This is a genomic window from Thermobifida halotolerans, assembly GCF_003574835.2.
GTDB classification, from domain to species: domain Bacteria; phylum Actinomycetota; class Actinomycetes; order Streptosporangiales; family Streptosporangiaceae; genus Thermobifida; species Thermobifida halotolerans.
The window spans coordinates 3092291-3105784 of sequence record NZ_CP063196.1 but is presented as its reverse complement, the minus strand read 5'-3'; the positions used below and the strand labels follow the sequence as shown (position 1 = coordinate 3105784).

The following is a 13494-nucleotide window of genomic DNA, read 5'->3' as shown; positions in this document are numbered from 1 at the left end:
CACGGGATCCGTCAGGACTCGACGGGGCAGACGTTACCCTTCCGGGTCCCCGGTTTCTCCGTCACCCAGTCGGTACACCGCGAAGTCGTCGAAAACCACCACGATGTCGCCGCCCCCTCCGACGCCCCGGGCCGCAGTGATGCCGGTCTGCGGGGCGCCCTCGCCGTCGTGGGGCAGCGGGTTGCCGTCGACAGCCTCCAGCACGTGTTCGCCGTTGATCCACAGGTTGAGGCCGATCGTGTCGGTCTCGGCGTCCAGTTCGCAGGTGAAGTCGAGCGTGTTGACGGCCGGTTCCTCCGCGTCCCCGGGGGTTCCGGCGAACCCGGGGAGGGGGTCTCCGGTGACGCGCTCCAGGTGGGTGGAGCCCTGCGGTCCCCCGTCGCGCCGGATCTCCGCCTCGGTGCCGTCCACCCGCACGCTGGCGGTGTAGGCGGTGGTGTTGTCGTCGCCGTCGTCGTTGCGGAAGCAGTACAGCCCGAACGTCCCGTAGGCCGGTCCGGACAGCACCCGGGCGGTGGCGCTGATCCGCACCTGCTCGGGCAGGTCGTCGACGGGCGCCGGGTAGCCGGTGGCGGGCTGGGAGTCCCCGTCGGCGCTGAGCGCGTAGCCGCCCTGGTGGTAGCCCCACCGGTAGAAGGTGTTCTCGGGGTCGAAGTCGCGGTCGTCCCAGCCGTCGCGCGTGGTGAAGTCGTCGGCGTAGATCTGGATGCCCTGGGGGACGCCCGGGCCGCCGAACAGCCACACGCCGCCGAGGACCGCCGCGGCCACCAGGGCGAGCGCCGTCGCGCCCGCGCCCACCGCCTTTCCCGGGTGGAGCCTCCTGCGGCGGCGGAGCCGAGGAGTGTCCTGCCCGGGGCCGCCCCAGGGGGCCGGGGACTCGGGAAGGGCGTTGTCGCCCGGACGCCGCTGCCCCCCGGGTGGTGTGCCGGGAACGTGTGCGGCTGTTCCGGTCCCGCCCGGGACCGGAGGCGCGGCGGCGGGCTGCCCGGTCGGGGGAGTGCCCGGGGGACCGGGGAGCTGACCGGGCGGAGGCGCGGCGGCGGCGGGCTGTCCGGTCGGGGGAGTGCCCGCGGGCGGGGCGGCGACGGCGTGCGCGGCCGGGTTCGGCCCCGAAGGCGTGCTCTCGGGGGCGGGGCGCGCGACCGACGGCGGGGTCCAGGAGCGCGCCACGGTCTCGTGGACGGCGTCCGGGCTCGGCGCCTCCTGCCCGATCAGCCGGTTGAGCAGCTCCTGGGCGGTGGGACGGTTGTCGGGGAACTTGCCCAGGGCGCTCTCGACCAGTTCCCGCATGGCCGGGTCGAGCCCCGACAGGTTGGGCGGCTCGGAGATGATCTGGTGCAGCACCGCCGGAACGGTGGGCCCGTCGAAGGGCGCCCGCCCGGTTCCGGCGTAGGCGACCAGGCAGCCCCAGGAGAAGATGTCGGACGGCGTCGCCGGAGGCTCCCCCGCGATGAGTTCGGGAGCGAGGTAGGCGGGGGTGCCCATGAGCTGGCTGGAGCGGGTGACGGCGCTGTCGTCGTCCATCGCCCGGGCGATGCCGAAGTCGATCACCTTCGGTCCCACCGAGGACAGCAGGACGTTGGCGGGTTTGAGGTCGCGGTGGACCACGCCCGCGCCGTGGATCGCGGTGAGTGCCGCGGCCACCCCCATGGCCAGGCTCTCCAGGGTGCCGCCGTGCATGGGACCACCGGTCTTGACCGCCTCGGCCAGGTTGGGGCCCGCGACGTACTCGGAGACGATGAACAGCGGGTCGCCGTCCAGCCGCGCGTCGATCACCGCGGCGGTGGAGAACCGGGCGACCCGCCGGGCCGCCGCCACCTCGCGTGCGAAGCGCCGCCGGAACGCGGTGTCGTCGCTGAGGTCGGGGTGGATCAGCTTGATCGCGACAGTGCGTCCCTCCGCGCTCCTGCCGAGGTAGACCGTTCCCATGCCGCCCCGCCCCAGACGGCCGACGATGCGGTACCCACCCAGTTCGGTCGGGTCGCCGGTGCGGAGGGGCCTGGCGCGCTCGTGCCCGTTTGGCGTCACAGTGGGGGTTCCTTTGTGAATGCTGCGGTCCGCCTTCCACAGCGTAGCGAGCCCCGGTGTGGGCGGATGCGGTGTGAGGTGTGGGAGGCGGCACCGGTCCGAAGGGGTGACGCCAGCAGTGAACCACGGGCGGGCGACAGGGCGCGACCGGTGGGGGGAGGAGTGGCCGGGGCCGGACAGCGCCGGAGCATCGGGCGTTTCGCTCCTGCCCGGCGGTGTTCTCCACTATCATTGGAACATGTGTTCGAATCCGGATCGTGATCCGAACGCCGGTGGGGGCGCGCACGCTTTGGGGGGTTCATGGGAGCGGTGATGACGGGACGGGTCTACGGCGTGCCGGTGCAGGTGTGGGAGCACGACGGAAGGCCGACGCGGTTCGTCTGGCAGGGGCGGCTCCACGTGGTCCGGCAGATCCTCGACCACTGGGTCACGGTGCGCTCGGACATCTCCTCCGGAGACGGAAGGCGGCCTCCCGAGCGGACCTTCTGGCGGGTGCGCGCCGGGGCGGGGGCGGATTCCGGCCTCTACGAACTGCGCCACGACTCCACCACCGGGACCTGGCTGCTGGCCAGGGTGACCATGTGACGGGACGGCGGCCGCGACTCAGTCGCCCCCGCCGTCGTCCGCGCTCCGGGCGTCGTGCCGCCGCAGGACCGTGGGGGACGGCAGGCGGATGAGGCGGACGAAGAGCACGAGGAGCGGGACGAGAACCACGGCCAGGACACCGGCGAGTAAGAGCCAGACCACAGGGCACTCCGGGGGAGGGACGACAGGGGCATTCGCCTAACACCCTGCCAAATCGCCGGGGCGCTCGAGAAGCAGGGGCGTCGGTTGCCGCACCGCTCTCACCACCCGTTCCGGCGGGGCGCTGTTGGCGGGAGGCGGCCGTCTTGGCACACTGACGGACGGCCGTCACCCGGTGCGGGCACGCGGATCCGCGGTACGAGAAGGCGGTCACCACGCCGTTGCCGAAGACCCGGTTCCGCGGGCTCCGAGGGCGGCCGCCCGAGAAGGAGCGATGTGCCCACCGACCCGATCATGCCCAGCGTCATCCTGGAGACGGACCGCATGCTCCTGCGTGCCTTCACCGAAGGAGACGTCGACGACGTGCTGCGGGCCGCCCGCGACCCGCTCACCCAGCGCTGGCTGCCGATTCCCGCGCCCGGACAGCCCTACACCCGCTCCGACGCCGTCACCTGGTGCGTCGAGACCGCCCCGGCCATACGGGCGACCGGCGACGGCCAGCAGTGGGCGGCCGTGTGCAGGGAGACCGGGCGCTACGTCGGGTCCTTCGGGCTGGTTCGCACCAACTGGGCGGCGCGCGTCACCGAGATCGGCTACCTGCTGGCTCCGGACCTGCGCGGCAGGGGACTGGCCCCCGAGGCGGTGGTCGCCGTCACCCGCTGGGCGCTGCTCGACCAGGGGTTCGAGCGCGTCGCGCTCAAGGCGGCCACGGCCAACACCGCCTCGCGCCGCGTCGCGGAGAAGGCCGGATACGTCTACGAGGGAATCGAACGCAACTCCATGCCGCTGCACCGCGGCCGCACCGACCTGGCCGTCTACAGCGCCATCCGCCCGGACCTGGCGGGCTGAGGAACCCCGACGGGAAGCCGGGGAAGGAGAGCGCCCAGGTGCCCTCGGGGCGGGGCGGCCGGAACCGGTGGCGCCGCGTGCCCGGTGGAGCGCGCACGGTCGCCGCGCGGGCGCGGCAACGGAGGGGAGGAGCGGGTCCGGACACGGCGGGGAGGTAGGTTCGGTCGTCGAGGACGTCCAGCGTATCGGGGGAACGCGAGGTCACATGGTCGATCTGCGCCACCACGGCGATTCCGAGGTCGGGCACGGTCTGCTCGACTTCGCGGTCAACGTGCGCGACCGGACCCCGCCGCGATGGCTGGCCGAACGCATCGCCGCCTCCGTCGCGGACCTGGCCGCCTACCCCGATCCCGCGCCCGCCCGCCGGGCGGTGGCCAGCCGCCACCGCCGCACCCCCGGGGAGGTGCTGCTCACCGCGGGTGCCGCCGAGGCGTTCGTCCTGGTGGCGCGCGCCCTCACCCCGCGCCGCGCGGTCGTGGTGCACCCCCAGTTCACCGAACCCGAGGCGGCGCTGCGCGCAGCCGGGCACCCGGTCGAGCGGACCATCCTGGACGGCGACTTCGCCCTCGACCCCGACGCCATCCCCGAGGACGCCGACCTCGTCGTGGTCGGCAACCCCACCAATCCCACGTCGGTGCTGCATTCCGCCGGAACCCTGGCCAAGCTCGCCCGCCCGGGACGGACACTCGTCGTGGACGAGGCGTTCGCCGACTGCGTCCCGGGGGAGCCCGAGTCGCTGGCCACCCGCGCCGACCTGCCCGGACTGGTGGTCGTGCGCAGCCTCACCAAGACCTGGGGACTGGCCGGACTGCGCGTCGGCTACCTGCTGGCCGAACCGGCGCTGGTCCGTCGGCTGGCGGAGGTCCAGCCGCTGTGGTCGGTCTCCACACCGGCGCTGGTGGCGGCGTGCGAGTGCAGTTCCCCGCGAGCGGTCGCCGAGGCCGACGCCTGGGCGGCGGAACTGGCGGGGCGGCGCGCCCGACTGGCCGCCGACCTCACCGCCCTGGGCCTGGCCGTCACCCCCGGGGCCCGCGCCTCGTTCCTGCTCGTGCGCACCCCCGGCGCGGACCGGCTGCGCGAGGCGCTGCGCACGCGCGGCGTCGCGGTGCGCCGCGGCGACACGTTCCCGGGGCTGGGAGGGGACTATCTGCGCATCGCGGTCCGAGACGACGAGACCAACGCGCGGCTCGTGGGACTTCTGGCAGAGTTGCTCTGAGTGGGGGAGCGACCGATGACCCGTGATCCGTCGAGTCGGCGCCCCGACCGCGGCGCGGCGGCGACGGCGGGGAGCGGCATGCCGTTGACCGGAGACCGAGACCGACCAGTGACCACGGAGGAAACCCTTGAGCGGTGACCGCACAGACAGCGTTCCCGGGGAGGAACGGGGGAGCGACCACGGGCGTGCGCGCAGAAGACCCGGTTGGGGCCCCTACTCCACGTCCGGGCAGTCCTCCGCCGGCGGTGGCCGCTGGGCCGCGATGCCCCCCCACGACGACCCCGCGTCACCGGGCGGTCTGCTGGACGGCCTGCCGGAGGCCGGGCGGGGAACCGGGAACGCGCCTCCTCCCACGCCCGGTGGCGCGCGGCCTCCCCGGCACGCCGCCCCCGAATCCGGCCACGGGGGCCACCGCGCCGCACCGCCCCAGCCGCCCGCGGCACAGTCGGCGCCCGCCGAGCCCGCGCGTCCGGAGGCGCAGGCGGTTCCCGCGGACCCGCCGCAGGAGCGGACGGCGCCCGCGCGACCGGCCCCGCCCGACGACAGCGGCCCCACCGCGGAGCGCACGGCGCGCAACGTCATCCCGCTCCGGGCGGCGGCCGCCGAACGCTCCGGGCAGCGGAGCCCGGAGGAGCAGCCCCCCGCGCCGCCCCGCAGGCCCCCGGACGAGACCTCCCGCAGCGCTGCGCCGCCCGCCCCGCACGACCGCAGAACCACACAACCCGAAAGCCGGAACGCTCCAGTGAACGCACCGTCCGCGGCACCCGAACCCGAACCCCGGCCCGTCGAGGAGGCCGAGGCCTCCGAGACCGAACCGGTCGATCCGGCGACCGCCCCGGCCGACGACGAACCGGTCGACTACGGCGCCGAGGTCGTCGCCGAACCCGCCGGTCTGTCGGCGGAGCCGGACGCGGTGCACGACGCCTCCGGCGGACCGGCGGGTGAGCCGGTCGGTCACGGCTACAGCGACGTGGAACGCGAGGCCGTCCACCGGGTCATTCGGGAACGCCGCGACGTCAGGGTGGGGTTCCGCCCGGACCCCGTCCCCGACGACGTCCTGGTGCGCGTCCTGGAAGCCGCCCACCACGCCCCCTCGGTCGGGTTCTCCCAGCCCTGGGACTTCGTGGTGATCCACGACCGCGGCACCCGCGCCCGGGTGCGCGACGTCGTGCAGCGCCAGCGCGAGGCCTACGCCCGGGCCCTGCCCGGGGCGCGGGCGCGCGCCTTCTCCGGCCTCAAGGTCGAGGCGATCCTGGACACCCCGCTCAACATCGTGGTCACGGTCGACCCCACCCGGGGCGGGCGGCACACGCTGGGGCGGCACGCCCAGCCGCAGACCGCGGCCTACTCCACCGCGCTGGCCGTGGAGAACCTGTGGCTGGCCGCGCGCGCCGAGGGGCTCGGCGTGGGCTGGGTGAGTTTCTTCTCCGAACGCGAGCTCGCCCGCGAACTGGACCTGCCACCGCACCTGGAAATCATCGCCTACCTGTGCGTCGGCTACGTGGAGGAGTTCCCGCCCGAACCCGAACTCTCCCTGGGGGGCTGGGCACAGCGCCGCCCGCTGGCCTGGGCGGTGCACCACGAGCAGTACGGGCAGCGCGGTCTGCCCGGACAGGAGTCCACCAGCCTGCTGGAGGAGACCGTCGCGGGAACCGGCCCGCTGAACCAGCGCGCCGTGGAGGAGGCCCGGGAGCGCCAGTCCCGCATGACCAAGCCCCCCGGCTCCCTGGGCGTGCTGGAGGACGTCTCCGTCCAGTTGGCCGGACTGGCGGGGGAGTGCCCGCCGCCGGTCCCCGAACCCGCGGCCGTCGCGGTGTTCGCCGCCGACCACGGCGTCCACGCCCAGGGGGTCACGGCCTGGCCGCAGGAGGTCACCACGCAGATGGTGCACAACTTCCTCAACGGCGGCGCGGTGGTCAACGCCTTCGCCGCGCAGGTCGGCGCCGAGGTCACCGTCGTGGACGTGGGCGTGGTCGACGACCTTCCCGCCGTCCCGGGGCTGCTGCCCCGCAAGATCGCCCGCGGCACCGCGGACATGACGCGGGGACCGGCGATGAGCCGCCTGCAGGCCGAGTACGCGATCGAGGCGGGGATCGAGGTCGCCCGGGACCTGGTCGCCGCCGGGAACCGCTGCCTGCTCACCGGCGACATGGGAATCGCCAACACCACCGCGTCGGCCGCGCTGGTCGCCGCGTTCACCGGGCGGGACGCCGCCGAGGTCACCGGCCGGGGCACCGGGGTCGACGACGCCGTGCACGAGCACAAGATCGAGGTCGTCCGCACCGCCCTGCACGTCAACCGGGTCGACCCGGACGACCCCGTGGGAACGCTGGCCGCCGTGGGCGGACTGGAGCACGCCGCCCTGGCCGGGTTCGTCCTGGGCGCGGCGTCCCTGCGGGTCCCGGTCCTGCTCGACGGGGTCATCGCCGGGGCCGCGGCCCTGGCGGCGGTGGCGCTGGCCCCCGAGGCGCGGTCGGCGTGCGTCGCCGGGCACCGCTCCAGCGAACCGGGGCACTCCGTGGCGCTGGAGCACCTGGGACTGCGGCCCCTGGTCGACCTGGAGCTGCGGCTGGGCGAGGGATCGGGGGCGCTGCTGGCGCTGCCGCTCGTCCAGAGCGCCGTGCGCGCCCTGCGCGACGTGGCGACCTTCGACTCCGCCGGGGTGACCCGGCGCGACTAGGGTCCGCGCGGCGGACCGCTCCGCTCCGCGGGACCTCCGCCAGGAAGCTCCCGGCCGCCTCCGCCGTCGGCGTCCCCGGACGCTCGGGAGCCGACGACGGAGGCGGCCGCCACCGGAGCGGGTGCGCCGTCCCACAGCGGAGGGGCCGGGGCTCCGCCGTTAGCAAGACGGATCACTGTCGTTAGGAAGTAGTAGCGGGAGGGGACTGTCAGCACGGTATTTTGGGACCGTGTCTGGAATAGGGGCTTTGCGTCTTGCCCTGATCCGTCCGCACGGCCGGAGTCCGGTGCCGAACCGCTCCTGAGCAGACCACGAGACGTCCGTCCGCCGTCTCGGCGGCCGGCGGGGACGGACCGGACAGGACAGGCGTCCACCCGGACCTGGCACACGAACGCATCGGAGCCCTCGGACGTTCGGGGCTGGAAGAGCGGGATCTGGAGGCTGCCTCGGTGACGTATCTCCTCGGTTTGCGACTGGAGGGGCGGGACGTGCTCGTGGTGGGCGGCGGCCACGTCGCCCAACGGCGGGTCCCCGTGCTCCTGGAGGCGGGCGCGCGGGTCACGGTGGTCTCCCCCCACGTCACCACGATGCTCGAAGGTCTCGCCGAGGCCGGGAAGGTGCGCTGGGAGCGGCGCGCCTACCGCACCGGCGACGTCACCGACTCCGCGCTCGGCGACTTCTGGCTGGTACACGCGGCGACCGACTCCGCCGAGGTCAACGCGGCGGTGACAGCCGAGGCCGAGGCCGCGCGCATCTGGTCGGTCCGCGCCGACGACCGGCACGCCTCCAGCGCCTGGACCCCGGCCACCGGAGGCGCCGCGGGGATCACCGTCGGAGTGATCGCGGGCGGCGACCCCCAGCGCGCGGCGGGACTGCGCGACGCCATCGTCGACGAACTGGCCGAGGGCGCCCTGGACGCCCGCAGGGGACGCGAACCGCTGCGGGGCGTGGCCCTGGTCGGCGGCGGTCCGGGCGACCCCGGGCTGATCACGGTGCGTGGCCGGCAGTTGCTGGCGCAGGCCGACGTGGTCGTGGTGGACCGGCTCGCCCCCACCAGCCTGCTCGACCAGTTGTCCGGCGAGGTGGAGGTCATCGACGCCGCAAAGATCCCCTATGGTCGTTCGATGGCCCAGGAGAGCATCAACGACGTTCTCGTCGACCGCGCCAGGAAGGGCAAGTTCGTGGTCCGGCTCAAGGGAGGGGACTCCTTCCTGTTCGGACGCGGCGGTGAGGAGGCCGCCGCGTGCGCGGCCGCCGGGATCCCGGTCACCGTGGTCCCCGGGGTGACCAGCGCGCTCGCCGCCCCCGCCAGCGCGGGCATCCCCGTCACGCACCGCGGCGTCGCCCAGGACCTGCACGTCGTCTCCGCCCACGTGGCCCCCGGGGACGAGCGCTCCACCGTCGACTGGGCCGCGCTCGCCCGAAGCGGCGGCACGATCGTCGTGCTGATGGGGGTCGAACGCATCGGACAGATCGCGGCCGCGCTCGTCGAGCACGGCCGGGCGCCCGAAACGCCGGTCGCCGTCGTGCAGGAGGCCACCCTGCCGACCCAGACCACCCTGGTGGCCACCCTGGAGACGGTCGAGGAGGCCGCCGCGGAGGCGGGGGTGCGCCATCCGGCGGTACTCGTCATCGGCGAAGTGGTGAACGCGGCCCGAGAGCTTGACATACTGCATGGAGGCCAATACGCCGCGGGATCACCGGCCTGGCCCGGCAGGCCGAACGGTCAGGGGTGACGGGGCCGCGGGGAATCGGGTGTTGTGACCACGAATACCGACAAGAAGGGCGGAACCGCCATGACCCGGCCGCCTGCTGTGCCGGAAGCGACAGGACCAGGCGAACCCGTGCCGGACGCGCCCGTGAGGGGCACGGGCGGGGGAGACAGCGCGGCTCAGGGCAGAGACGCCCCGGGCGGTGTGCCCGCCGCGGCGCGTTCCCGCAGAGGAAGCAGGTCGGGGGGAGCGCACCGCGGAGCCACGGCCCGCGACACCCGCCTGGAGCAGAACCTCGAAGCGCTGCGGGACAGGATCCGGAGCATCGAGTTCGTCGAGGGGCTTCCCGGAGCGGAGGAGGGCCGCACCGCACGCAGCGACGTCCTCGACCAACTCAACGACTACGTGCTCCCGCGGGTGCGCAGGACGGACGTCCCCCTGCTGATCGCCGTCGCGGGTTCCACCGGAGCCGGAAAGTCGACCCTGGTCAACAGTCTGGTGGGCGCCCAGGTGACCACCACCGGGGTGCGCCGCCCCACCACCAACAGCCCCGTGCTGGCCTGCAACCCCGCCGACGTGGACTGGTTCAGCGAGGCGTCGTTCCTGCCGTCGCTGCCCCGTGTCCGCCAGCAGGGCCTGGCCATGCCCGGAAAAGACGGAATGCTGGTGCTCGCCGCCACCGAGCACATGCCCGAGGGAGTGGCGCTGCTGGACACCCCCGACGTCGACTCCGCCGTCGCCGCCCATCACGAGTTCGCCGCGAAGTTCCTGGACGCCGCCGACCTGTGGGTGTTCGTCACCACCAGCCGGCGCTACGCCGACGCCCGGGTCTGGCAGTTCCTCCAGGTCGCCCGGGACCGCGACACCTCCCTGGCGGTCGTCCTCTCCCGGGTGCCCCGGCGCGGCCGAAGACAGCTCGTCGCCCACTTCGGGGCGATGCTGGAGGCCAACGGCCTCGGAACGGCTCCCCGCTTCGTCATCCCCGAGACCGACCAGATCGCCGGAGGGCGCTTCACCGGCAACACCGCGGACCAGATCCGCGACTATCTGGCCGATGTCGCCGGGGACGAGGTCGAACGGGAACGGATCGCCCGCCGCACCCTCCTCGGCGTGCTCGACAGCTTCCGCACCCGTATCCCCGAACTCGCCAAGCACGTCGAGACGCAGGCCGAGGTGGGACGCACGCTGGCCACGTCCGCGAGCGCCGCGTTCGCCGACGCCCTGGCCGAGGTCGAACGCGGTACCTCCGACGCGTCCCTGCTGCGCGGCAACGTGCTCGCCCGCTGGCAGGACATCGCCGCCAGCGGGGAGCTCGCGCGCTCGCTGCGGATACGCAGCAAACGCGGGACCAGGGCGCAGGCCGAGGACCGCTCCCGGGTGCGCGCCCTGGAGCAGGCGATCCGCGACGCGGTCGAGGCGCTCGTGGTCTCCGCCGCGGAACGCGCGATCGAGACGACCATGAAGCAGTGGCGGCAGATCCCCGGGGCGCGCGCCATCGCCGAACGCCACTCGGTCGACGAGGTGCCCGCGGACTTCGCCTACCGGGTCAGGACGGCCGTCGCCGACTGGCAGACCCGGATCACCGAACTCATCTCCTCCGACGGAGTGGCCAAGCGCTCGGTGTCGCGTTTCTTCACCTACGATGTCGAGGCGTTCGGTCTCGTCCTGATCGTCGGACTGCTCGGTTTCGGTATCTCCGACCACGACAGCGCTGTCGCCCCGCCGCCGGGCGCCGCGCCGAACCGGTTGCTCAAGGCCCTGTTCGGAGCGGAACCCCTGCGTACCATCAGGATTCAGGCACGCGACGACCTGCGCACGCGGGTCAGCGCGCTCTTCGAGGCGGAGAAGCTCCGCTTCGCGGAGGCGCTGGCCGCGACAGACCTGCCTGACCCCTCCGACTCCGCACAGCTCTACCAGGCCACGGACCATCTTGAGATTGCACGATGACGACATCTCCCAACTCCGCTCGCACCGAGCAGGAGCCTGACATGGCGGACTTCGAAACCGGCCCCCCGAGGAGCGAGCACCCGTCCCCGAGCGGAGCCGAACCGGCGGCGGACCACTCCGAGCAGGGAGGTGAATCCGAGCGGACACCGCCTCCCGCCGACTCCGACAGCGGCCCCCGTCCGGCCTTCCGGTACCGGGTGCCCGAAGCCCCCGCCGCCAGGCGCCCCGAGCCCGCCGAGCCGGAGGACGGAACGGACCCCGCCGTCCAGGACGAACACACCGCGCCACGTCGGGGCGCGCCCATCGTGGCGGTGGACGCCGCCGACGTCGAGGAGGGCGGCCGTCCCGACCCCGACGACCCGGACAACCTCGCGGGCTGGGTCGGCAGTCTCGCCGGAGCGGTCGACGAGGACGACACGATCGCCGGGCGGCGCACCGGCCCCGTGCCCACGGTCCCCGACCGGACGCAGGCACCGGCCCCGCAGCCCGACTGGGAGCCCTCCGCCGACGACGCGGAGGAGGAAGAGGAGTACCGGCCCGCCCGCCGCGAGATCTGGCAGCCGATGCCGGCCACCACCCGCGCGGAGCTGATCTCCCGGCTCGACGCCCTGGCCGTCCTCGTCGAGCTGGGGCGCGGCCACTTCGACCCCGGACTCGTCGAACGCGCCCGGGGGCTGCTCCAGCACGCCGGGGCGCGGCTGCGGCTGTCCGCCGACCACACCGTGATCGCGCTGGCCGGTGGCACCGGAAGCGGAAAGTCCTCGCTGTTCAACGCGCTGTGCGGGCTGGAGCTGTCGCGGGTGGGCATCACCCGGCCGACCACCACCGCCGCGCACGCCTGCGTGTGGGGCCTCGAGGGCGCCGACAACCTGCTCGGCTGGCTGGGGGTGCCGCCCCGCTACCGGCACGCCCGGGTCAGCGAACTCGACAGGGGCGACTCCGACCTCACCGGGCTCATCCTGCTGGACCTGCCCGACCACGACTCCGTGCGAGCCGCGCAGACCGCGGAGTCCGACCATCTCATCAGGACCGCCGACCTGCTGATCTGGGTCCTGGACCCGCAGAAGTACGCCGACGCCGCCGTGCACCACCGCTACCTGGCCGAGATGGCCGGGCACGGAGCGGTGATGGTGGCGGTGCTCAACCAGATCGACCGGATCGACCCCGACGAGGTCGAGGAACTCCTGACCGACCTGCGGCGGCTGCTGGAGACCGAGTCGGGGGTCCAGCCGCGGGTGCTGACCACCTCGGTGGTCACCGGGGAGGGGCTGCGCGAGCTGCGCCAACTGCTCGTGGAGACCGTCGCCGAGCGCCGCGCCGCCATCGACCGGCTCGTCGCCGACCTGGAGCAGGTCGTCGGGGACTTCGAGACCTACGGGGTCGCGGGCGCCACCGCGGAACTGCCCCCACCGGCCCGGGCCGCGCTGGTGGACCGGCTGGCCGAGGCCAGCGGGGTCGAGGCGATCGCGGACGCGGTCGAGAGCGTGCACGAGCGTCGCGGCGCCCGCGCTGTGGGATGGCCGCTGGTCCGGTGGGCGAGACGGCTGCGCCGCGATCCGCTGCGCGCGGCCCAGTTGGGGTTCCTCACCTCGGACGACGTGCAGGCGAGCACCGGACCGGTGGGAGCGCAGCGGGCCGAGATCGACACCGCGATCGCCGCGGCGGCGTCCGCCGCGGCGGATTCCCTGCCGGATCCGTGGCCGCAGCGGGTGCGCGAGGCGGGGCGGACGAACCTGGAGACGCTGCCCGACGAGTTGGGCGCGGCCATCGCGAGCACGGTGCCGGACGAGAGCGTCTCCCCCTCCTGGTGGCAGGCGGTGCGGGTCGTGCAGTACCTGCTGGTGGCGCTCGCCGGAGGGGGACTGGTGTGGCTCGGGGCGCTGCTGGTCGGCTGGATCGGCGGCGGACTCACCGAACCGGCGCTGCTGGTCCTGGCCGCCGCGGTGACCATCGGGGCCCTGCTGCTGGGATGGCTGACCGGGGTGGGCTGCCGCAACCTCGTCACGGTCGAGGCGGCCCGTCGCCGTGAGCGTGTCGAGACGCACGGAACCGAGCAGGTCAAGCGGATCGCGGTCGAGCGGGTCGTGGCGCCGATCGAGGCCGAGATCAGCAACTACGAACGGTACTGCCAGGCGCTGCACGAGGTGCGGCCCGCAGGACGGAGTTGACCGCCGCCGAGCGGCGACACGACGGCGCCGGACGGGAGACCTCCTCCCGGCCGGCGCCGTCGCGTGTACGGCGGCAGGGGCGTGAGGGAGTCGTGGACCGCCGGCCCTCCGGGGGAGGGACGTTTCGGGGGTGCCGCGCCGGAGGGGGCT

At 74.2% G+C, this 13494-nt stretch carries 9 protein-coding genes; 7 read left to right on the top strand and 2 right to left on the bottom strand.

The window, feature by feature from the left end; all coding sequences use genetic code 11:
* Window positions 1-33: 33 nt before the first annotated feature.
* On the bottom strand, window positions 34-2028 hold the full coding sequence (locus tag NI17_RS13900) for a serine/threonine-protein kinase (protein ID WP_068688760.1): 1995 nt from the start codon (window positions 2026-2028) through the stop codon (window positions 34-36).
* Between the two features lie 312 nt (window positions 2029-2340).
* Between NI17_RS13900 and NI17_RS13895 the strand changes: the two genes are divergently transcribed.
* Window positions 2341-2613, top strand: a complete 273-nt coding sequence (locus NI17_RS13895) for a DUF6504 family protein (protein ID WP_068688761.1) — start codon at window positions 2341-2343, stop codon at window positions 2611-2613.
* Between the two features lie 18 nt (window positions 2614-2631).
* On the opposite strand, the gene NI17_RS13890 is transcribed toward NI17_RS13895, so the two are convergent.
* Window positions 2632-2775, bottom strand: a complete 144-nt coding sequence (locus tag NI17_RS13890) for a hypothetical protein (protein WP_157129683.1) — start codon at window positions 2773-2775, stop codon at window positions 2632-2634.
* 291 nt (window positions 2776-3066) lie between these two features.
* Between NI17_RS13890 and NI17_RS13885 the strand changes: the two genes are divergently transcribed.
* The 6 genes from NI17_RS13885 to NI17_RS13860 all read left to right on the top strand — a co-directional run bounded on the left by NI17_RS13885 (window position 3067) and on the right by NI17_RS13860 (window position 13344).
* Window positions 3067-3621 carry a GNAT family N-acetyltransferase gene (locus NI17_RS13885; protein WP_068689121.1) on the top strand — a complete coding sequence of 185 codons (555 nt, stop codon included), beginning with the start codon at window positions 3067-3069 and terminating at the stop codon, window positions 3619-3621.
* A 205-nt stretch (window positions 3622-3826) separates the two neighbouring features.
* Window positions 3827-4837 carry an Rv2231c family histidinol phosphate aminotransferase CobC gene (cobC, locus tag NI17_RS13880; RefSeq protein ID WP_068688765.1) on the top strand — a complete coding sequence of 337 codons (1011 nt, stop codon included), beginning with the start codon at window positions 3827-3829 and terminating at the stop codon, window positions 4835-4837.
* Between the two features lie 262 nt (window positions 4838-5099).
* Window positions 5100-7517 carry a nicotinate-nucleotide--dimethylbenzimidazole phosphoribosyltransferase gene (gene cobT, locus NI17_RS13875; RefSeq protein ID WP_243597716.1) on the top strand — a complete coding sequence of 806 codons (2418 nt, stop codon included), beginning with the start codon at window positions 5100-5102 and terminating at the stop codon, window positions 7515-7517.
* A 449-nt stretch (window positions 7518-7966) separates the two neighbouring features.
* The gene (cobA, locus tag NI17_RS13870; protein ID WP_068688766.1) at window positions 7967-9253 is read left to right on the top strand and encodes a uroporphyrinogen-III C-methyltransferase; all 1287 of its coding nucleotides are present in this window, start codon (window positions 7967-7969) and stop codon (window positions 9251-9253) included.
* Between the two features lie 60 nt (window positions 9254-9313).
* On the top strand, window positions 9314-11176 hold the full coding sequence (locus NI17_RS13865) for a dynamin family protein (protein WP_068689123.1): 1863 nt from the start codon (window positions 9314-9316) through the stop codon (window positions 11174-11176).
* Window positions 11177-11217: 41 nt separating this feature from the next.
* Complete coding sequence (locus NI17_RS13860) at window positions 11218-13344, top strand: YfjP family GTPase (protein WP_119267942.1); 2127 nt, start codon at window positions 11218-11220, stop codon at window positions 13342-13344.
* The last annotated feature ends 150 nt before the right edge of the window (window positions 13345-13494 follow it).

What these genes read in the sequence shown, in the direction of transcription:
- NI17_RS13895 (WP_068688761.1), top strand. Translation starts at nt 2,341, where the DNA reads ATGACGGGACGGGTCTACGGCGTGCCGGTGCAGGTGTGGGAGCACGAC.
- NI17_RS13885 (WP_068689121.1), top strand. Translation starts at nt 3,067, where the DNA reads ATGCCCAGCGTCATCCTGGAGACGGACCGCATGCTCCTGCGTGCCTTC.
- cobC (WP_068688765.1), top strand. Translation starts at nt 3,827, where the DNA reads ATGGTCGATCTGCGCCACCACGGCGATTCCGAGGTCGGGCACGGTCTG.
- cobT (WP_243597716.1), top strand. Translation starts at nt 5,100, where the DNA reads ATGCCCCCCCACGACGACCCCGCGTCACCGGGCGGTCTGCTGGACGGC.
- NI17_RS13865 (WP_068689123.1), top strand. Translation starts at nt 9,314, where the DNA reads ATGACCCGGCCGCCTGCTGTGCCGGAAGCGACAGGACCAGGCGAACCC.
- NI17_RS13860 (WP_119267942.1), top strand. Translation starts at nt 11,218, where the DNA reads ATGGCGGACTTCGAAACCGGCCCCCCGAGGAGCGAGCACCCGTCCCCG.